The organism is Alteriqipengyuania abyssalis (assembly GCF_019857185.1).
Classification (GTDB): domain Bacteria; phylum Pseudomonadota; class Alphaproteobacteria; order Sphingomonadales; family Sphingomonadaceae; genus Alteriqipengyuania; species Alteriqipengyuania abyssalis.
The window spans coordinates 551591-571465 of record NZ_JAHWXP010000003.1 but is presented as its reverse complement, the minus strand read 5'-3'; the positions used below and the strand labels follow the sequence as shown (position 1 = coordinate 571465).

General features: G+C 65.1%; 21 protein-coding genes. 15 read left to right on the top strand and 6 right to left on the bottom strand.

Going from position 1 to position 19875, the window contains the following annotated elements; genetic code table 11:
- Nucleotides 1–62: 62 nt before the first annotated feature.
- From KYN89_RS12475 to KYN89_RS12460, 4 genes are read left to right on the top strand one after another with little or no spacing between them, the layout of a single operon-like run.
- Nucleotides 63–614, top strand: coding sequence for a flagellar basal body-associated FliL family protein (locus KYN89_RS12475; RefSeq protein ID WP_222825356.1), 552 nt, complete (start codon nt 63–65; stop codon nt 612–614).
- Nucleotides 614–1630: a flagellar motor switch protein FliM gene (gene fliM, locus KYN89_RS12470; protein WP_222825355.1), complete on the top strand. Its 1017-nt coding sequence runs from the start codon at nt 614–616 to the stop codon at nt 1628–1630. Before KYN89_RS12475 ends, fliM begins: the two co-directional genes overlap by 1 nt.
- Nucleotides 1630–2265, top strand: a complete 636-nt coding sequence (locus tag KYN89_RS12465) for a DUF6468 domain-containing protein (protein WP_222825354.1) — start codon at nt 1630–1632, stop codon at nt 2263–2265. The genes fliM and KYN89_RS12465 overlap by 1 nt, the downstream gene beginning before the upstream one ends.
- Nucleotides 2262–2834 (top strand): MotE family protein, encoded by a 573-nt coding sequence (locus tag KYN89_RS12460; protein ID WP_222825353.1) that lies wholly within the window; start codon nt 2262–2264, stop codon nt 2832–2834. The genes KYN89_RS12465 and KYN89_RS12460 overlap by 4 nt, the downstream gene beginning before the upstream one ends.
- 74 nt (nt 2835–2908) lie before the next feature.
- Here the strand turns inward: KYN89_RS12460 and KYN89_RS12455 are convergent, their stop codons facing one another.
- On the bottom strand, nt 2909–3313 hold the full coding sequence (locus tag KYN89_RS12455) for a hypothetical protein (protein WP_222825352.1): 405 nt from the start codon (nt 3311–3313) through the stop codon (nt 2909–2911).
- On the opposite strand from KYN89_RS12455, the gene KYN89_RS12450 reads away from it, so the two are divergent.
- Both KYN89_RS12450 and KYN89_RS12445 read left to right on the top strand, forming a co-directional pair.
- Nucleotides 3312–3659 carry a hypothetical protein gene (locus tag KYN89_RS12450; RefSeq protein ID WP_248285207.1) on the top strand — a complete coding sequence of 116 codons (348 nt, stop codon included), beginning with the start codon at nt 3312–3314 and terminating at the stop codon, nt 3657–3659. The genes KYN89_RS12455 and KYN89_RS12450 overlap by 2 nt on opposite strands.
- A 7-nt stretch (nt 3660–3666) precedes the next feature.
- Entirely contained in the window at nt 3667–5565 is a 1899-nt protein-coding gene (locus tag KYN89_RS12445) for a hypothetical protein (protein ID WP_222825351.1), read from the top strand.
- Between the two features lie 65 nt (nt 5566–5630).
- Here the strand turns inward: KYN89_RS12445 and KYN89_RS12440 are convergent, their stop codons facing one another.
- From KYN89_RS12440 to KYN89_RS12430, 3 genes are read right to left on the bottom strand one after another with little or no spacing between them, the layout of a single operon-like run.
- Nucleotides 5631–6536: a flagellin family protein gene (locus KYN89_RS12440; protein WP_222825350.1), complete on the bottom strand. Its 906-nt coding sequence runs from the start codon at nt 6534–6536 to the stop codon at nt 5631–5633.
- An 11-nt stretch (nt 6537–6547) separates the two neighbouring features.
- Nucleotides 6548–8644: a flagellar hook-associated protein FlgK gene (locus tag KYN89_RS12435; protein ID WP_222825349.1), complete on the bottom strand. Its 2097-nt coding sequence runs from the start codon at nt 8642–8644 to the stop codon at nt 6548–6550.
- 27 nt (nt 8645–8671) lie between these two features.
- Nucleotides 8672–9970: a flagellar hook protein FlgE gene (locus KYN89_RS12430; RefSeq protein ID WP_222825348.1), complete on the bottom strand. Its 1299-nt coding sequence runs from the start codon at nt 9968–9970 to the stop codon at nt 8672–8674.
- 159 nt (nt 9971–10129) lie between these two features.
- On the opposite strand from KYN89_RS12430, the gene KYN89_RS12425 reads away from it, so the two are divergent.
- From KYN89_RS12425 to KYN89_RS12405, 6 genes are all read left to right on the top strand, one after another.
- Nucleotides 10130–10561 carry a flagellar biosynthesis repressor FlbT gene (locus KYN89_RS12425; RefSeq protein ID WP_222825347.1) on the top strand — a complete coding sequence of 144 codons (432 nt, stop codon included), beginning with the start codon at nt 10130–10132 and terminating at the stop codon, nt 10559–10561.
- A gap of 10 nt (nt 10562–10571) precedes the next feature.
- Nucleotides 10572–11900 carry a flagellar protein export ATPase FliI gene (gene fliI, locus KYN89_RS12420; protein ID WP_222825346.1) on the top strand — a complete coding sequence of 443 codons (1329 nt, stop codon included), beginning with the start codon at nt 10572–10574 and terminating at the stop codon, nt 11898–11900.
- Nucleotides 11897–12349: a hypothetical protein gene (locus tag KYN89_RS12415; RefSeq protein ID WP_222825345.1), complete on the top strand. Its 453-nt coding sequence runs from the start codon at nt 11897–11899 to the stop codon at nt 12347–12349. Before fliI ends, KYN89_RS12415 begins: the two co-directional genes overlap by 4 nt.
- 6 nt (nt 12350–12355) lie before the next feature.
- Nucleotides 12356–13435, top strand: coding sequence for a peptidoglycan-binding protein (locus KYN89_RS12410; RefSeq protein WP_222825344.1), 1080 nt, complete (start codon nt 12356–12358; stop codon nt 13433–13435).
- 271 nt (nt 13436–13706) lie between these two features.
- Nucleotides 13707–13988 carry a sigma factor gene (locus KYN89_RS15385; protein WP_248285206.1) on the top strand — a complete coding sequence of 94 codons (282 nt, stop codon included), beginning with the start codon at nt 13707–13709 and terminating at the stop codon, nt 13986–13988.
- A gap of 36 nt (nt 13989–14024) precedes the next feature.
- A complete protein-coding gene (locus KYN89_RS12405; protein ID WP_248285205.1) occupies nt 14025–14759 on the top strand; it encodes a hypothetical protein in 735 nt (244 codons plus the stop codon).
- Between the two features lie 143 nt (nt 14760–14902).
- On the opposite strand, the gene KYN89_RS12400 is transcribed toward KYN89_RS12405, so the two are convergent.
- Together KYN89_RS12400 and infA are read right to left on the bottom strand one after the other, a co-directional pair.
- Nucleotides 14903–15055: a hypothetical protein gene (locus KYN89_RS12400; RefSeq protein ID WP_222825343.1), complete on the bottom strand. Its 153-nt coding sequence runs from the start codon at nt 15053–15055 to the stop codon at nt 14903–14905.
- A 46-nt stretch (nt 15056–15101) separates the two neighbouring features.
- Entirely contained in the window at nt 15102–15368 is a 267-nt protein-coding gene (gene infA, locus KYN89_RS12395) for a translation initiation factor IF-1 (RefSeq protein WP_010236168.1), read from the bottom strand.
- An 850-nt stretch (nt 15369–16218) separates the two neighbouring features.
- Between infA and KYN89_RS12390 the strand changes: the two genes are divergently transcribed.
- Genes KYN89_RS12390 through KYN89_RS12380 form a run of 3 tightly spaced genes read left to right on the top strand, consistent with a single transcriptional unit; the run spans nt 16219 to nt 19874 of the window.
- A complete protein-coding gene (locus KYN89_RS12390; protein WP_222825342.1) occupies nt 16219–17793 on the top strand; it encodes an MBOAT family O-acyltransferase in 1575 nt (524 codons plus the stop codon).
- A 6-nt stretch (nt 17794–17799) separates the two neighbouring features.
- On the top strand, nt 17800–18963 hold the full coding sequence (locus tag KYN89_RS12385) for a hypothetical protein (protein WP_222825341.1): 1164 nt from the start codon (nt 17800–17802) through the stop codon (nt 18961–18963).
- Complete coding sequence (locus KYN89_RS12380; protein WP_222825340.1) at nt 18960–19874, top strand: class I SAM-dependent methyltransferase; 915 nt, start codon at nt 18960–18962, stop codon at nt 19872–19874. The genes KYN89_RS12385 and KYN89_RS12380 overlap by 4 nt, the downstream gene beginning before the upstream one ends.
- Nucleotide 19875: the final 1 nt, after the last annotated feature.

Below are 19875 nucleotides of genomic sequence, written 5' to 3'. Positions count from 1 at the left end.
TAGGAGAAAATCACCGCCGACGTTTCGACCGCCGGCTTTTGGTAAAGAAAGACATTCGAGCCATGACCACCGAGACGCAGGACGAGGCCAAGCCCGAAGACGGCGCCAAGCCGCCGCGCTTTTCCAAGAAGAAAAAGATCATCGCTGCGGCGGGCGCGGTGTTGCTGGTCGGCGGCGGTGCTGGTGCCTTTCTTATGGGCGGCGGCGGCGATGCCGAGGCCAAGGAGTCCGGCGATCATTCGGGCGGGGACGCCAAGAAGGATGCCGGCCACGGCGAAAAGTCGGGCGGCGGTCACGGCGAGGAAGGCGGGGGCGGGCTGGTCGAGGTCGATCCGATGATGGTCAACCTGCGCACCAATGACGGCCAGGCCCGGTTCCTGAAGCTGCGAATTCTCATGGTCCCCGGCTCGCCCGAGGATGCAGGCACGATCGAAGCAAGCCTGCCGATGATCATCGATCGCTACCAGCCGTTCCTGCGCGAACTGCGCCCGGAAGATCTGGCCGGATCGGCCGCGGTCTACCGGCTGAAGGAGGAGCTGCTTTTGCGCGCAGCGGATACGGTGGGCGAGGGCGTGGTCGCCGACGTTCTTATTCAGAACATGGTCCAGCAGTGATGACCGACGACGATTTCGAAGAGTTCGACCTTCCCGATCCCCCGGCAATGGACATGCCGGAGGGGGCGACGTTCGATCAGGCCAGCATTGATGCGCTGTTCGGCGATTCCAGTTCGGACCTGCCGCAAAAGAGCGGCCTGCGGGCAGTCATCGAATCCCGCGTCGTCAGCCATGCCCGGCTGCCGATGCTGGAGGTGGTGTGCGAACGCATGGTCCGCTCCTTCGCCACCAGCATGCGCAACCTCACCTCGGACGCGATCGAGGTCTCGCTCGACGATATCGCCTCGGTCCGCTTCGGCGACTTCATGAACCGTGTTCCGCTGCCCTGCATGCTGGCGGTGTTCAAGGTGCCCGCGTGGCAGGATTACGGCCTGGTCACGATTGAGGCGAACCTGATCTACGCGGTGGTCGATGCGCTGCTGGGCGGACGCAAGGGCGCCGCCCCGCGCAAGATCGAAGGGCGTGCCTTCACCACGATCGAGACCACGCTGGTATCGAAGATGATCGAACTGGTGCTGCGCGAATTCAGCACCGCCTTCGAACCGATCGCGCCGATCACGATGGAGCTCGAACGGATCGAGACCAGCCCGCGCTTTGCCGCCATTGCCGGGCCGACCAATGTTGCCTCTGCCGCGACCTTCGCGGTCGACATGGACGGGCGGGGCGGCAATTTCACCATTCTGCTGCCTTTCGCCACGCTCGAGCCGGTGCGCGGCAAGCTGTCGCAGCGCTTCATGGGTGAAAAGCTGGGCGGCGATAACACCTGGCGCGATCACATGCGCAACGAGATCATGCGGACCGAGGTCGAAATCTACACCGTCCTTGGCGAGCGGGAGATGCGCCTTGCCGACGTTCACTCGCTGGAAGTGGGGCAGACGATCCCCTTCGACGTTACTCCCGACGATCCCTTCGAGGTCTGCTGTGGGGGCGTGCCGCTGGCACGCGCGCAGATCGGTCGCCAACGCAATCACGTTGCCATCGGCATCGTCGACACCATCAAACAGGGTCAATCGTAATGAGCTTCACCGTCTTCACCAATGTCATCACGGTCCTCTTCTGCATTGCGGTGCTCATTCAGAGCGTACGGATGATGCGCAGCCTCAAAGATGTTCGCGAGGGTCAGCTCGATCGCACGGTCGGCGCGCTCGATACGGCCACGGCGAAGGCTCAGGGTGTGCTTTCCGAGCTGAAGCAGACTCTGTCGGTCGAAGGGGCGGCCAATGCGCGCGCGCTGGGCGATGCGCGCGAAGTGCGCGAAGAGCTCCATCTCATGATCGGCATCGCCAATGCGATGGCGGAGCGACTGATGGAGGCCGCCTCGGTTGGCTCGGCCCAGGAAACCAAAGTGGTCAAGGCGGTCAAGGAGAGCCGTCCGGCGCGTGTGCGCAGCGCCAAGCCCACGCAGCCCAAGGCCGATATGCCCAAGGCAACCAGGGCCGCGCCTGCGAAGATCAAGAGTGCTGCGAGCACGAGCGCCATGGCTCCGAGTGCAAAAGCTCCGAGCGGGAAGACTCCGTCCGTAAAGTCCACCACCGCGCAGGCCGCTGCCGCCACCGCCCCCGCGGCGAAGGCTGTGACGACCAAGAAGACGCCCGCCCGTACGTCGCGCAAAGGCTCCACGCGCACTGCCGGTGCTAAGGAAGCAGCATGACCATCAAGCGCCCCTCTTTGTTGATGCTGATGGCGGGTGCCGCCGCGCTATCGACGCTGGCCCATGGGGTCAGCGCCTCGGGCACGAGCGGGGAGAAGGCACCGGCCAAGGCCTCGCAGTCGCGGCTCGGATCTGCCATCCAGTCGGAACTGGCCGAGAAAAGGCAGACCGCCAAAGAGCGCGAACGTGCGCTAGACCTGCGCGAACAGGCGATCAGAGCGTCGGAGAAGCGGCTCAAGGACAATTTGCAAAACCAGCAGCCGCGGCCCCAAACCAATGGCGCGGCCGCGGCCAAGGCTGACGCAAAAGCCGCTAAGGAGGCTGAGGAAGCGGAGACGCTCGATCAGCTGGCGCGGATCTATCAGTCGATGAAGCCCAAGCAGGCGGCGGTCGTGTTCGAACAGCTGGACATCGATGTGCAGATCGCCGTGGCGCGCAAGATGCGCGAGCGCTCGACCGCGCAGATCCTTGCCGCGATGACTCCGGCGGCGGCTGCCCGGCTGAGCATGGCGCTGGCGGGCAAGCGGCCCGCGCCGCCCAAACGGGTCGGACCGGCCCCGGTCGGGTGAGCTCCAGGCTCACCCGGCGACCAGGACTGTCGATGTCAGGGAATGCAGGACGTTAGGCTGCGGGGCGGCCCGGTTCAGGACGATCTGGCGGCCACTTCTACCAGCAGCACCCGGTCGATCCCCTCGTAGCGCGCGTGCAGGGCTTCGGTCAGTTCGTCCGACAGCCGCTGTGCGTCCACCGCCAGGAATGGGGAAGCGCGCAGGCGGGAAAATTCCGCCCCAGTGGCCAAGGCTTCGGCACGCAAGTCGGGCAGATCTGCGGTAATCTCCGCAGCCGCCTCGGCGTCGTGCGCTTCCAGAACGATGCGGAATCGTAAAGTGCCCTGAAGCTTGGCACCATCGACGATCGGCACTGCGATCGCCTCCATATCGATCAGGTCTTCGGCGGCACCCTTGCCGCCGCCGCCTGCGCCCGAAGCGCTGCTGACAGGCACCACGGCCAGCAGTGCGCCACCCAGCAGGAGTTTCTTGCTATTCATGTCGCGCTGCCAATCCGTTCGAAAAAGGGGTGCTGCAGCCGGCCTGCAAGCCGGTCTCTACCCTATAATAGAGGATATCCCGACCGGAGCGGACATGAGCTACGACCAAAAACCCAGCCGCATCAAGCTTGTCAGCACTGGCGGGCCCGCGCGCGCGCCTCAGAATGGGCCAACCGACACCCGGCCGATCGAGCAGGCGATCGAACAGGCTGCCGAAAACGCGCGGGCTTCCGCCGCCGAACCTGCACCCACGCGGCGTTTTTCGATTCTGTCCGCGATCCTGTTCCTCGCCGGATGCGCCGTTGGCGGTGCCGGCCTTGCTGCCTGGCCGCATCTGGCCGGATGAGATAAAGATGCGCAGAATCACCGCCCTTTCCGCCAGCCTGACGCTGGCTCTGGCTCTGGCTTCTTCGGCGCTCGCCGAAGAAGCTCACCACGGCAATGAAAAGCCCGCGCCGGATCAGGCTGAAGCGGGTGCCGATACGCATGAAGAAGGGCAGAGCGAGAGCGAACCCAATGCTGCGGCAGGAAACGCGCTGCCGACGGTGCGCCTGCCGGGCTTCGCGGCGGCGCTGGCCAATCAGCCGCTGGTGCAGGATGTGAAGGGCTGGCAGGTCGTCTCCGACCGCGAGGCATGGCACGCTATCGCCAGCAGCAGCGAGCAGACGCGCCAGGCGGCGCGGTGGCGCTATGCGAGCAGCCTGATCGGCAAGGGGCGCGCGGCGGAGGCCTATGGCGTGCTCGTCACGATGGCCAAGGACGATCCCGATCTCTCGTTGGTCCCCGCGCACAGGCTCGCGCTCGGCGCGACGCTGGTAGAACTCGACCGGCCGATGGATGCGCTCGACATGTTGTCGGCCGAACAGCTTGCGCAGAATCCGGAAGCGTGCGCCTGGCGTCTGCGGGCGATGGCCGCGTTGGACATGACTGCCGAAGCGGTCGGCGAATGGACCTGCGCGCGCACGGCCATCGCCTCGCGCACGCAGCGGCAGGGAGCATCCTTCCTGCTCGCCGCGGCGCAGGCCGCGCTCGACGGGGGAAATCCCCGCAGCACGCTCTCCCTGTTGAAGTATCTTTCCGACGCCGATGCCGCAGCCAATCTGGTTCGCGGGCGTGCGCTCCTGCAGCTCGGCAGAGATCAGCAGGCGCGGCTCCGGTTCGACCGCGCGGCCGACAACGGCACGCAGGAACAGCGGGTCGATGCACGCATCTCGTTACTCGAAGGGCTGGTGGCACAACGCCGCGCCAAGCCGCGCAAGGCGCTCGCCCAGCTCGAACGGCTCGGCTATGTCTGGCGTGGCGGGCTGCTCGAACGGCGAGGGCTCAAGCTCCGCTTCGCTCTGGCCGAAGAACTGTATGATGATCGGGCGGCGCTTGCCGCCGGTGCAGCGCTGCTGCGTTACCACCCCGTATCGGCCGATACCGGAGCGATGCTGGAGATGCTGCAAGGTCGTCTCCAGGCGGTTCTGGAACCCAACAGCAAGGTGCCGCTGCCCGAGGCGGCAGGGTTGTTCTGGGATTATCGCGATCTCAGCCCGAGCGGGGCTGGCGGCGATCTGCTGGTCAGCCGGTTGGCGGACCGGCTTCAGAACGCCGGGCTGTATGAACGCGCGGCGGAACTGCTGGACTATCAGCTGATGGCCCGCGCGAAGGACGTCACTCAAGGCCCGCTCTCCGTGCGCGTGGCGAAGCTCTACATCCTCGCGGAAAAGCCCAACGAGGCCGTGCGGGCGCTGCGCGCCACCGACGACAATATCTATCCCAACCCGATGCTGTGGGAGCGACTGCGGATCGAGGCGGTTGCGCTGCACAAGCTCGGGCGGACGGACGAGGCGCTGGCGGTGCTCGACGGCGTGCCGCAAGGCGATGCCATCCGCGACGAGATCGAATGGGGCCGCCAGAACTGGCAGGCCCTGTCAGGCTCCGACGCGCTGCCTGCGGCGGGGAGTGGGGGACTGTCTCAGGTCGAGCAGACCGTCATCCTGCGGCGTGCGGTGGCGCTGGCCATGCTCGGCCGCGAGACGTCGCTCGAAGGTCTGCGCTCGCGCTATGGCAGCGCGTTTGCAGGGCAGCCGACCGCGGCTGCATTCGATCTGTTGACCGGTCCGGTCGAAGATCTGGATCCGACGGCGATCGCCCAGGCACTGGCGGCGATGCCCACGGCGAGCCCGGCGGGCGAATTCGCGGATCTGCTGGCCGGCGAGACGCCCAAGGCCAAGAGCAAGTCCAAGGCCAGGGCGCAGAAGTCCTAGGACGCGAAGGAGAGGGCGACATGGCTATGCCATGCGCCCTCCGCCTCCAGCGCCCACCTCCCGTCCTAGAGGTATTTGGTGAGATTGAGCTGGGTGAGCTGAGCGAAGACGGAATAGCTCGCCTCCAGCGTGGCCTTTTGCTGTGCAAGGTCCACCGCCACCTGACCCAGATCCGCGTCTTCGTTGGCGGCGATGATGTCGTTGAGCACCAGCGACCGCTGTTCCGCACGCTCGCCCAGCGTTTCCACGCGCGACTGCTTGCGGCCATTCTCTGCGTTTGCGGCGCGCAATCCCACAGAAGCCGTGTCGATCTGCGCGAGTGCGTCCTGCAACGCGGTTTTCTGCGCATCGGTCAGCCGCTCTCCGATCGGACCGGCGGCAGCCAGCGTGCGAAACGCTTCGTAGATCTCGGTGCCCAGATCGCTCGCGGTGATGCCGTAGGTCACCGAAGTCCCCTCCGCGAGATGGGCGACGGCCCGAACGTCATCGTTCAGGAACGCGTCGGTGGCCGGCGTGGCGGCCACATCGGCCAGACTTTCCGGGGTGAAGGGCAGCACATCGGTGCGCGACCCGCCGAACAGCGGGATGCCGCCTTCCTTGGCATTGAGGCTGCTGCGGAACTGTTCGAACGCGCTCTTGATCGTCTCTTGCAGGCCTGCGGAATCTTCGGTCCCGATCGCGGTCGCCATCCGGGTACGCAGGTCGATCAGGGAGTTGTCGAGACCGGTGACATGCGCGTCGTAGATGGCAAGCGTGGTCGTCACGTGTTTGGAGACGACTGCCTGCGCGTCCTGCTTGGCGAGCATCGAGCGCGCCGACATCGTGCGTACGGATTCCGTGCCCAGGCTGGCGTAATCCTGCGCCTTCTTGCCCGTGGAAAGCGCGGTCTGCGTCTTGGCGAGGTTTTGCTGCGCGCGCTGGATGGCATCGGCCATGGTGCGCTGCAGGGGAATGGTGGCAACCCGGTTCATTGTGGGACCTTTCAGCGGACCATATCGAGGAGAGTGTCGTACATCTGCGTGGCGGTCGTCATGACGCGCGCGGCGGCGGAATAGCTGTTCTGGAGGACCACCATCTGTGACAGTTCCTCATCGAGATTGACGCCCGAGAAGCTGTCGCGGCGGTTGATCGCGTCGTCCCGGCGCGCAGCGGCATCCACCAGCGCGTCCTGGGCCCGCGCAGCCTGGGTTCCGGCGCGTCCCATCAGCAGGCTGGAGAAACGCTCGATCGTGGCGGAGCCCGCCTTGCCGAAATCCATCGGCTTGCCCAGCGCCTCGACGAAGGCACCGGCGACCCGCGTGTCGCCACCGCCCAGCGCAGACTCGCCAACCGCAGCGTCGGTCCGCAGGCGGGACAGCGGCAGCCTGTCTGCACTGGCCAGAATGTCGGCCCGCACGCCAGCCCCGCCGAGCCCGCTGGCACTGCCGGTCAGGCCGGAAAGGGCGGTGAAGGATACGCCGGTGCCGAAGCGGTCGGTCGAATCCGAGGGGATCGAGAGCACCGCACCGCTCGCGCCGGGAGAGGGCGTGAACGTCATCCGGCCACGATCGTCCATCGCAAAAGTGCCGAACGCGGCGAGCGGGCTCTGGCCCAGTTCGGTGACCAGATCGCCGAAAGTGGGACCGACCGAGCCCGTCAGCGTGGTCGTCGCGAGCGATCGACCGGTCGCATCGCGCAGCACCAGCTGCGTGGATTGTCCCGCAGCGAACCCGTGCGGATCGCTGGCGACGAAACCGGGCGCGACGAGCGTCGCGGAATCGCTGCGGATGACGTCGTTGAGGCCGAAGTAATGCGAGAAGCCGTTGCCTGCGCGCGCGCTCGGCGGATCGCCCTGCGCTATCGCCACACCATTATTGCCGCTTGCCGCGACAAAGGAGAGACGCCCGTCCTGCAAGGCGACGGTGGCATTGCCGCCGAGGCCGCCATTGATCGCGGCGACCGCATCGTCGAGCGTAGCCAGCGGACCCAGGGCGTCGAAATCGACCATGGTGCTGGCGACCAGCGTGCCGCTCTTGTCGGTAACCGCGAAGGTGGCCTGCCCGGTGAAGCCCAGCCGGTCGCTGCCGATCAGGCCGGTCGGCCTGCCGTCGAGCCGGTTGGGCGGCGGGTAGGACGTGCCCGAGTTGGCCACCGCATTGATGGTTTCTGCAAGACCGCCGAATAGCGAGCCGAGCTGGTCGGAGAATTCCGGCAATGCGCGATCGCGCAGATCGAGCAATCCGCCCAGCTTGCCCCCTATGGCGGAGGATTCCAGCTTTTCCCCCGTGGCGTTGGTCGGCTCACCTGCATCATTGGTGAAGCGAATGTCGATCACCGGGTAGGTGGGCTGCGCGACCCCGTCGCCCGGGCTCGGGTATGACAATTGCCGCAGCCGCCCGTCGAGCAGGACCGCGCCATTGGCCGCGTCGATATTGACCCGGCCATCGGGCTGTTCGCGGATCGAGACTTTCATCAGCCCGCTCAGCTCTTCGAGCGCGGACATGCGCTGATCCTCGGCCCCGCCGGCGGTGCGGCCGAGGCCGCGAAGCTGGGCCACCGTGGCGTTCAGCGTGTGAATGCGTTCGAGCAGGACGTTGACCGCTTCGATCGAATAGCCGACTTCCGATTCAACATCGCCGCGCAGCACCTGAATATCGTCGTCGAGCTGGCGGATGGAGCCGATCGCGTCCTGCATCTCGGCAATGAAATTCGATGCCTTCTGGGGCGAGCTTTGCCCGCTCGTCAGCGCGATCGCGGATGCGCTGATCGCATCGAGGCGCGCGGGAAGACCGCTTTCGGCCCCCGGTGCGCCCAGGAACGACTGCAGCCGTTCCATGTAATTCGCGGTCACCTCCGCCCGGCCCATATCGCCCGCGCGAAGATAGACCGTCTGTTCCAGAAACCGGTCGGCGATCCGGGTAGGCTCGCCGATCACGACCCCGTTGATACGGCCCTGGGTTACACCGGTACTCAGGGATACGCGCTCGCGCGCGTATCCCGGCGTACTGATGTTGGCGATGTTGTTGGACACCGATTTGATGCCGGCCTGCGATGCCGCAAGGCCGGACACCGCCGATCCCAGGATATTGCTCAGCGACATTAATCAGCTCCCCCGTGCGACCGAGCTCTAGCGCTTGAGCGCACTGACTTCCTGGAGCATGTCGTCGACCGTGGTGATGATCTTGGACGATGCGCTGTAGGCGCGCTGGAAGCGGATCATGTTGGTGAATTCCTGCGCCAGATCGACGTTGGAGGCTTCCAGCGTGCCGGCCGAAATCGTGCCGCTGCCAAGCTCGCCCGGGCGGCCGATGGCGACATTGCCGGACTGCTGCGAGACGGTGTAGGCATTGCCCGGCAGGCGAGAGAGACCGTCCGGATTGGCGAAGGTCGCCATCGGCAGCTGGAAGACCGGGCGCGACGTGCCGTCGTCGAAGACGGCGCTGACGATCCCGTCCTTGCTGACTTCAACCGAGACCAGGTTGTTGAGCATCCCGCCGTCGGTGCTCGAGGCGATCAGGGCGGAGGCGCTGCCGAACTGGGTCAGCCCGTCGAGCCCGTCCTGGCTGCCGAGGTTCAGGCTTATCGGAGAAGAGCCGGCCTGGTTGGTCCACGAGACGTTCAGCGTACCGAACAGGGCCGGCGAGGAGTTGGCCAGATCGAGGCTGCCGTCCGGGTTGAAGGCGACGTTGCCGCTGGCGAGCAGGCCGTTGGCCGCGGTCACATCGGCGGGGTCGCCATAGATTTCGGAAACCCACTGGTTGGGCCCGGTTTTGACGAAACCCATCGTCACCTGATGGCCGCCACCCTGTGCATCGAAGACCTCGAAGGTGCGCGAGAAATGCGGCTCCAGAGCGCCGGTCGCCATATCGCCTGCGGCATAGGCACCGGTGAACGGCTCCTGCGTGGATTGCAGGTTCATGCGAGCGGTCAGGCGGGTGGTTGCCGTGGCGGTGCCGGTCAGCCCGCTCAGTCGGACGGGTTCCAGCTCGCTCACGCCACCGGTGCTGGTGTAGCCGCCGGTCGCGTCCAGCCGCCAGCCCTGCAGGAAATAGCCGCCGGTATTGCGCAGATAGCCCTGCTCGTCCGGGCGGAAAGCCCCGGCGCGGGTGAACGCAATGCCACTATCGGGTCCGCTCCCCGTGCGGGTGACGAAGAAACCGCCCCCGTCGATGCCCAGATCGGTCTGGCTGGAGGCTGCCTGGAGGAGCCCCTGCTTGGAAATCATCGCGCGCGGTGCCGCCGCAACGCCGCCTGCCGAATAGCTGCTCTTCAGGCGTCCGTCCGTGACGAGCGTGCGAAAGTCCGCTTCTGCGCCCTTGTATCCCACGGTGTTGATGTTGGTGATGTTGTCGGCAACCGTCGCCATCGCGCTCGATTGGGCACCGAGGCCGGACACACCGGCGTACAGGGCAGAATATAGGCTCACTGAATTGCAACTCCTGCTTGGCGGGCACGCGCGCCCGGTCACAAGAGCATTGTAGGAGAGCGGCACGGGCAAACCCAAAAGCAGGCAATTTTTTCCGCCCCGCCACCGGCACCACTCGCACCCCTCTATAATGGTCCCATCAGTCAGAAGGGACATGAGATGCTCCACATTACTCTTCGCGAAGGCGAAAAGGTCGTCATCAACGGTGCGGTGCTGCGCTCGACCGGTCGCGCAGAGATCGTTGTCGAGAACGCTGCGGCAATCCTGCGCGGGCGCGACGTCATGTCGCCCGCAGAAGCGAACACGCCGGCCCGGCGGCTCTATTTCGCGTGCATGATGGCCTATCTCGATCCGGCCAACCTGACCCAGTATCAGGGCCGCATCCTGTCGCTGTTCGAAGATTTCGTCGAAGCGGTGGAAGCGCCCGAGGCAAAGGCGCACTGCGTCTCGTTCGCGCGCAGCGTCGCCTATTGCGATTTCTATCGCGCGCTCAACGATTGCCGCGCGCTGATCGCCTACGAAGCCCAGGCGCTGGCCCGTTTCGCCCCGGTCGAAGAGACCGAAACCGCGCAAGCGGCCAACGCGGCCTGATCCCTTCGCCATGCAGACGCTGGCCTCCGCCGCGCGGGCGATCCGCGCGTTTCCGACCGATCGGCACTTCGGTTCCGTCGCCGCAGTCCGCGGCGCACTGATCGAGATCGATGGTCTGCTCGGCTCCGCCCGCATCGGGTCGCGTATCGCGATCGAGTGCGAGGGCGGAACCGTGGATGCGGAGGTCACCGGACTCGACCGGGAGACCGCTCACTGCCTGTCGTTCAACGATCCGCACGGGATCGCCACCGGAACCCGCGCGGACCTGTTGCAGGGCCAGTCGGTGCTGCGTCCGACGGACCAGTGGCTGGGCCGGGTGGTGGACGGGCTGGGGCGGCCCATCGACAACAAGGGGCCGCTGCCCGTCGGCCCGGAACCGCGTCTGTTCAAGGCCGACCCGCCTGCCGCTGCCAACCGCACCCGCGTGGGGCGCAGGCTGGAAACGGGGGTCCGCTCGCTCGACCTGTTCGCGCCGCTTTGCCGGGGCCAGCGGCTCGGCCTGTTCGCAGGCTCGGGCGTGGGCAAGTCGACCCTGCTATCGATGCTGGCGCGCTGGGTCGAGACCGATATCGCGGTGATCGGCCTGATCGGCGAGCGTGGCCGCGAAGTTCAGGAATTCATCGAGGACGATCTGGGGCCGGAAGGGCTGGCGCGCAGCGTCGTTGTCGTCGCGACCTCCGATTCACCGGCCCTCATGCGCCGACAGGCGGCGTGGACCACGCTCGCCATCGCGGAGCATTTCCGCGACGCCGGGCGCGACGTTATGTGCCTGATGGATTCGGTCACCCGCTTTGCGATGGCGCAGCGCGAGATCGGCCTTGCCAATGGCGAGCCCCCTGCGACCAAGGGATATACGCCCACCGTCTTTGCCGAACTGCCGCGCCTGCTCGAACGGGCGGGGCCGGGTGGGCCCGGACAGGGATCGATCACGGGTCTGTTCAGCGTGCTGGTCGACGGTGACGATCACGACGAGCCGATCGCCGACGCGGTGCGCGGCATTCTGGATGGGCACATCGTCATGTCGCGCAAGATTGCCGAGCGTGGCCGCTTCCCTGCGATCGACATCCTCAAATCGGTCTCGCGCATGCTGCCCGACTGCCACGAGGAGGAGGAGAACCGGCTGCGCCTCGCGGCGCTGAGGCACCTTTCCAACTATGCCGACATGGAAGAGCTCGTCCGGCTGGGTGCCTACAAGACCGGCTCGGATGCCGAGGTGGACGAAGCAATCCGCCTCGCCCCGGCGATCGAGGATCTGCTGAAGCAGCGCAAGGACGATCGCGGATCGGTGGCCCACAGCTTCGCCCGGCTCGCCGAACTGATGACGGAGACTTCGCAATGAAGACGCCCTTCGACACCGTCCTGCGGATGCGGCGGCGGGAAATCGACCGCACCCGCATCGCCATTCACATGGAAACGACCCGGCTCACGGAGATCGACCAGCAGAGCCGCGCGCTGGAGGAAGAGCTGGCGCGCGAGTACGAAGTTTGCGCGCAGAGCTGGGCCTCGTCTGCCGAGGCCTTCGTCCGCCGCAGGATGGCGCAGCAGGCGGATCTGGTGGCGCAGCGCGTCGTGGTATCGGAACAGATCGGTCGCCTGCGCCGCGAAGCGATCGACGCCTATGGCTCGCAGCACGTGCTGGAAAATGCCGCAGAGGCGTTTCGCACCGACCATCGGCGGCAGCAATCGCGCGCGGAACAGCGCGAGGCGGACGACCTGTGCGCGGCGCGTGCGGTCCCAGCACCGCGTGCCACGGCTGCCCTCACGGTCCTCCAGCTTCCGCCCCGGTGACGCGCGATGCAGCAGGTAGGACTCGAATCGCTTTCCCCGCAGGACCGGGCACGCGTCATCTATACGCAGGCCCGTTCCGAGATGACCGACCGCCTGTGGCAGGCGGCCATCGGCGGTGCGCAGGACGATAAGTCGGGCGCGCAGGGGCCGTGTCGGCACGGCGTCGGGATGCTCCCCGCCGGGGGGATGTGGGATCTGCTCGGCAACGGGCAGGATGCAGGCGCGCTCGCGCGCGTTCTCGAAGCGATGCCCGGCGCTCCTGCAAGGCCCGGGATCGGAGTCGACGGCATCCGCCGCCCCGAGGTAAAGCCCGAGATCGCCGTCGAAACCATCACCCCGGCGGTGACCAAGCCCGGGCTGGGATTCGATGCGCCGGCACCCGCGAGCCCCGCCATCAAGGAGGGTTCGGGCATTGGCCCGCTTGGCAGCCTGGGGGCCAATTCGGGCTACGCCGCAACGCTGCAAAGCGCCGCCGAGCGCAGCGGGCTGCCCGCGACCACGCTCGCCGCGATCATCGATGCCGAAGCGGCAAAGCGCCCCGATGGCAGCTGGAACCTGCTGTCGCGCAATCCGCGTTCCAGTGCGGCGGGGCTGGGCCAGTTCCTTTCCGGCACGTGGATCGGCATGGCGCAAAAGCCGGGCACCTGGCTGCATGACGTGGCGAAGCAGAGGGGCTGGCTGACCGAGAGCGGCCGGGTCGCTCCGGCGGCGCGCGGATCGCTGCTCGCGCTGCGTTACGACGCCACCGCGTCGATCAACAGCATCGCCGACTATGCCACATCGAATATCGCGACCATTCGCAGGTCGGGCGTCAGGACCGGGGACGATCCTCAGGCGCTCGCCCGGATTGCCTATCTCGGTCACCACCTGGGGCCGGGCGATGCGATCCGTTACCTCAAGGGCGGGCTGGGCGAGGGCCGTGCGAGCGTCCTCCTGAAGGCGCAGATTGGTGCGACATCGGCGCGCGAGCGGATCGCGCGTACCGGAGATGCGTCCGCGGCGCATCGTGACTGGCTCAACAGCTACATCGCCCGCAAGATCCGGCCCGATCGTTTTGCCGCCCTGCCGCAGGCGGCCAGCAGCTGATCCAGACAGACAGACGGACTGCCGATAATCCGCAGAATGCCTGATTTGCCGGGAAAACCTGCCCGCCCCGGTGGCCTGCGATGCGCCCCGGGAGGGGGCCCGAAGTCTTCCGGGCATGCCCATAGCGGGCCTTCCGTAAAAGTACTGAAGCCGAGTTCGGTATGGTTCCTTAAAGGAGAAAACCGGAACCGCCAAGAAAGAGGTCGTTTATAGGCTCCCTACTATCCCTTGATCGTCACAAGACAGCATTTGACGTAAGGGGAGCTTACTCATGTCGAAAAGTACTGAAGCACTGGAAGTCGCGGTAGCGGAAGTTATTGCTAACATGAATTCGGACGGATCGCGTGGGTCCGCTCGTCAGCGCGCAAATATCGACCGCGCTTTTGTCAGAATTCTCAAGATCGCAGCGCCGCGTATTCGGCACTTCATCCGCCAATACGGCCTGGCTGCTCATTACGAAGACGCCGAGCAGGTCTGCGCGATTGCAGTCCACCGCGCGATCGAGGCCTATGACCCGACCAAGGCCAAGTTCACCACCTTCCTCAACTGGTAGATCCGTGGCGAGCTGCAGAGCCTGCGCTTCCGCCTGATGACCGATCAGCGCCCGTCCGCCCGCAAGGTGGAAGCGGTGACGATCGCCCTGACCACCGGCACGACCTCCGACGATGGCGAGGAAACCAGCCTCGAAGCGCTGATCGAGGACGAAGCGGCGCTGGAGCGGACCGAGAGCTCCGCCTCGGAATATCTCGCCAATCAGGCCTGTGTCGCTCTGGTCGACGCCTATATCGAAGCAGAGCGCAAGGCAGGGGTCGAACAGCTGCGCAAGCGCGCCCGGACTCGCCGGCCCGCCCAGGATATCCGCGACTCCCGCCCCGATCTGCCCGCGAGCTTTCGTGCTCACATGGCTGGCCCCGATCCGGTGGAACTGGAAAAGCTGCACGAACGGCTGGAGCGCGATCGCGCCATCATCGAGCGCAGCATGTTCTCGGGTGACACCAAGCTGGCGCTCAGCATCGACACCAGCCTGACCCGTGAACGGATCCGCCAGATCGTCCGCCGCGCTGGCAAGCACATGGCGCAGCTGGTGCAGACCGATCCCCGCTTCGCCATGCTTGCCGAGCAGGCCGGGATTCAGGTCGAACCCGCCGCGACGAAGCGTCCTGCAACGACGCCGGCCCCTGTCGGCATGCTGCCGGCCATGAACCAGCCGCACAACCGGACGATCACCGTCACCGTTCCGGCCGAACCCTCGACCGATCGGGTGGCAGTCCGCGGTCTTCCGGTCATTCCGGCACGGCACCAGTCTGGTGGGCTGTCTGCCTGAGCATGGCGCCGTCGGGCGCCGGGCGATGGCGTAAAGCTCACCTTTCCAAAAAAAAGAGGCCTCCGCCCCTTGGAACAGGGTGGAGGCCTTTCATCATGTCCGGGGTGCAAGCACCCGCAGCGCTCGCGTCGGTCGGACGGGTCTCAATCGACCATCGTCGCGACGATCTTTTTCAACTCGGGGGTCGGGATGGTTGCGGGCGTCGGGGCCTTGCTCGTGAGTGCCCGTGCGTGGACTGCGCCATAGCGCAGCGAAAGCTTGGTGCGCGGCGTGCCGCGCGTATTCGAGATATTCATTTGTAAGTATGTCCGGCGGATATTTTCCCGCCGCCTTCTGGTATTGTCAGCGCCTGCCGCCACGGCTGCGCGCACCGGCGGGCCCTTGCCCGGGTGTGCGCTCGCGGAAGACGATCCGGCCTTTGCTCAGATCGTAGGGCGTCATTTCGACATGTACGCGGTCTCCAACGACCGATCGGATACGGTAGCGACGCATCTTGCCAGCAGTGTAGCAGATGATGCGGTGCTCATTATCGAGGGTGACGCCGAAACGTCCGTCCGGCAGGATCTCGTCGATTGCGCCTTCCATCGTGATGAGCTCTTCTTTCGCCAAACCATAGTCCTTAGCGTACGTAAAATCATCCGTGCGGACGTATTCCGTCACGGAGCCGTGGTGTGTGAAAAGGAATTGGTGCCGAACTTGCGCTGAGGCGCATATCTCGGCGGTAACAATCCGTCGCAAACGACGTCAGGCAAGATCAATATAGCGACATGTGAGAAAATTACAATGGCGCAGGACCGGCTTTTGCATTTGAGCGGCTGTCGGCAATATTTTTCTGGTCTCGTTGCAGAGCCTTTTCGTCGACGCGGATTTTGATCCTGGCTCGCATTCTAGCGCCAGCGGTCCTTGCGTTTACGTTTGCGATCTCGCCTGTAGGCAACGATGCCGAGCGCGGCCGATAAAATCAGAAGCGCGATAATCGAATAGGCAATTACAAGGCGGGTTTCCATGTTTCCTCCGGAAAGCGGAGGACAGGATTATCCGGCGCAGCTGACGGTACCATGTGGTAATAAATAAACAAGAAAATAGAGACGGCATGGATAAGACGCGCCTTTTGGGGAAGTAAGGGGCATCGTTGCGTATATCGCGAGGGAATTCGTCCGGGTATATAATGGACCGGGACGCTTCATTTTTGAGCGTTCCCCCGGTGTTTCGATGTCCCGCTTCAACAAGCCCGCGTCGCTTGATCGGGCGCGGCCGCCACCGCGCCGCTTGACGAATCCGCCGCCGTATCTACTGGTGCGCGCGGGATTTTTCGCCGACGGCCTGATGCAAGCTGGGTGATCGCAGCGGGCAGGCCAGGGGGGAAGCGAGTGCTTTGCGTTGATCCCCCATCCTCCCTACACCGGTCCGGCCCATCCGGGCTGGCGAGGCGCGCCGGGGTTCGAAAAGGCTGCTGACAGTGCTGTTTACTGACCCGGCCTATCTTTTCCTGTTCCTGCCGATCGTCGCGTTCGTGTGCGCAGGCGTGCGCTCGCGCTTCGGGGTCGAGTGGGCGCTGGCCTTCCTTTTCATCGCCTCCTGCGCATTCTACGTCGGCTGGGGCGTCGACTATCTGATCATGATGCTGGCCAGCATCCTGGTGAACTGGGCCGCGTCGCAGTCGCTGATCCATCTGGGCGACGACAGAAGCCGGATGCGAAGGGCGATCTTCTGGGCTGGCATCGCGTTCAATTTCGGTGCGCTGATCTGGTTCAAATACTCGTTCTTCTTCCTGAATTACGCGGAAAGCTCGGCCGCTTTCAACGCCGGGCTGGTGGCGATCCCGGTTGGCATTTCCTTCTACACCTTCCAGCAGGCGGTCTTCCTGCTCGACGCGTATCGGCGCGACCGCGAGGTGATGGACTATCTCGGGACGGAGCGCGGCGCGCGCGGACGGGCGCGCGGCTTCGTGCGCTACGCCGCCTTCATCGCCTTCTTTCCCCAGCTGGTGATCGGCCCGATCGTCTATCTGAAGGAGTTCGCGCCGCAGGTCCGGAGCGCCGATTTCGGGCGACTGGTGCGCATCAATATCGAAGTCGGCCTGTTCCTGATCATCGTCGGTCTGTTCAAGAAGGTTCTGATCGCGGACAATATCGCGCGCTATGTCGACCCCGTGTTCGACATGGTTGCGGTGGGCGGCGAACCCAATCTGATCGACGCGTGGACCGCTGCGCTCGGCTACTACGCGCAGCTCTATTTCGACTTTTCGGGCTATAGCGACATGGCGCTCGGCTCGGCGCGTATCCTCGGCATCATCCTGCCGATCAACTTCGCCTCGCCGCTCAAGGCGAACTCGATCGGCGACTTCTATCGCCGCTGGCACATCACGCTGACCCGCGTGATCGCGCTGTTCATGTACACGCCGCTGTCGCTGTTCGGCGCGCGGTTCGCGGCCCGGCACATCAAGTGGAAGCCGCTCGCCCGGTTCCCGCTGATCTGGCTTCCGCTGCTGGTCAATTTCGAGGTGATCGCGCTGTGGCACGGCGCGACGATGACCTTCGTGCTGTTCGGCCTGCTGCACGGCCTGTGGTACGTGCTGGAGACCGAGGCGAAGAAGACGTCGGCCTGGCGCACGTGGAAATCACGCTCCAGCGAGACCGCGCGCAACATCATCGGCCGGGTCGCCTTCACCGTGCCGATGGTGCTGTGTTTCGCGCTGTTCCGGTCCGAAAGCGTCACCACTTGGAGTCATCTGGTGGGCGCCATGTTCGGCCAGCAGGCGCTCCCCCTCGATCGGGTCGGCCTGCGCGACTTCGGCGAGTTGGCGCTGGTCTTCGCCATTCTCGGCTTCTGCTGGTTCCTGCCCAATGCCTACGAACTGGCGCGCGATCACAAGCCGGGGCTGTTTACCTGGACCTACCCGGCCAACCGCAACCTGCTGGCGCGGATCAAGTGGGCCCCCAACATAATCTGGGGCGGGATCATGGCGGGGGCCTTGCTCGCCACGCTCTATTACGTCAGCCGTCTTCCGCCGTTCATCTATCTGGGATTCTGAGCGACCGTGACGAAGCCCGACGACAGCACGACCTCTCCCGCCGAACGCCAGCACGGCGGCCGGATCCTGCGCTCTCCCTTCATCCTCGCGATCCTGTCGGTGGTCGCGTTCTTCTGGGTGGTGACCGGGGCGGTGATCGCGATCGACCCGCTCGACCTCTACGACTGGGGTGAGCCGCCGCGTCTGCTGCCGGACTATAACCGGCACACCAATCGCGAGATGTACATGGTCGCGGCGCGTACGGATGTGGACGTGCTGCTGCTCAGCAGCTCGACGCTCGCAGCGATCACTAGCGACGAGATGGAAAAGAGCTTCGGCGTCGAAAAGGCGTTCAACTTCGCGGTCTCCGGCCCGCGCCCGGCAGACCGCCGTTTCCTGCTGGAGCAGGTGGCGGCCCATTCGCCCGCCGAGCGGGTGATCGTGAGCTTCGACTATCTCTTCGTCCTGCCGCCCGACTACGCATCGGATCTGTTGCCGACCTATCTGTACGACGACAATCCGCTCAACGACCTCAGGATCGCATCGCCAAACGTGCTTCGGCTGACCATACAGAAGCTGAAGGGAGAGCCGATTGGGCTACCTGGATGGGAGTATTCCACCGCGTTGGCGGCCGAACGGCAGGAATATGCGGCGTTCCAGCAGAAGCTGACAGAAGAGCGGGAGGACGACCGGCACCGGGCATCCGCCGCAGATATGGACAGCGCATCGCAGGACTGCGCGGACTACCCGCTGGTCTCGCAGATCCTGCCTGAACTGGTCGACCGGATGACCGCGCGCGGCAAGACAGTCGATTTCGTGATCCCGCCCTATTCCTTGCGGCTTTATCGCAGCTGGCAGGATTACGGCATCGCGGCGGAGGTTGCCATGGCCGAACCCTTTCTGCCAAAGCAGATCGCGATCCGCCGCTGCCTCGTCCGCGCCTTTGCCGGGCGTGACGATGTCAGGGTGTTCGCTTTCGACAACGAGACCTGGATTACCGGCGACCTGACCAATTACCGTGACGAGGCACACGTACAAAACCCGGCCATCTACCGCTTCATCCTGAACAGTATGACGCAGGGGAGCCATCGTCTGACCACCGGGAATTTCGAGAACTACGCCGCGACCCTGACCCGCAATGTGGAGCGGGACGCGCTATCAGAACCGGACGAGAGGGGGCCGGCGACATGAGCAGGCTGGAACAGCATTCTACCCTGGCAAAGCTTTACGCGCTGCAGCTGGAGGTATTTCCCGAGCATGAGGATTTCCTCAGCCGCCGGATCGCGAACAGTTCCGACGAGCATCTCGTCGAACTGGAGCATCTGGCACAGGTGATCGCGCGGATCGGTGAAGGCAAGCTGGAGACGATCGCGCGCGACTATGCGTGGCTGACCAACGAGATGCTGGAAGAGGAATACTACTTCCGGCGCCATGGTACCTATCGCCTCTCCACCTTCGAGGAGGCGGAGCGCACGGTCTACGCCAACGCCGAGTTCATGCAGAAATACATGAACGGGGTGCTGTTTTCCCACCTGTGGTGGGGCAATCACTCGCGCGTGATCATCCACTTCCATCGCGAATTCCTGTCCCGCATCAAGCAGGGCGCGCATCATCTGGAAGTCGGGCCGGGCCACGGCCTGCTGCTGTATCTGGCCGCCAATTCGCCGCGCACCGGATCGGTGACCGGCTGGGATGTCAGCGCGACCAGCCTGCGCGATACGCGCCACGCGCTCGAGGCGATGGGTGTGCACAAGCCGGTGACGCTGGAAGCGCACAACATCGTCGATGCGCCGTCGGGCAAGTTCGACAGCCTGACCTTCTCCGAAGTGCTGGAACATCTGGAACAGCCGCGCGATGCGCTCAAGACGCTTCGCTCGCTGCTCAACGACGGGGGCAAGATCTTCGTCCACGCGCCGGTCAACTCGCCCGCGCCCGATCACATCTATCTGTTCCGTGAGCCGGAGGAGATCGTCGAGATGGTGCGGGATGCGGGCTTTGCGATCGACGAGACGGTGAATTTTCCCGGCATGGACGCCTCGCTCGAGCGGGCGCGCAAGCTGAAGCTGACGATCTCGACCATCGTCGTCGGGACCGCGATCTAGA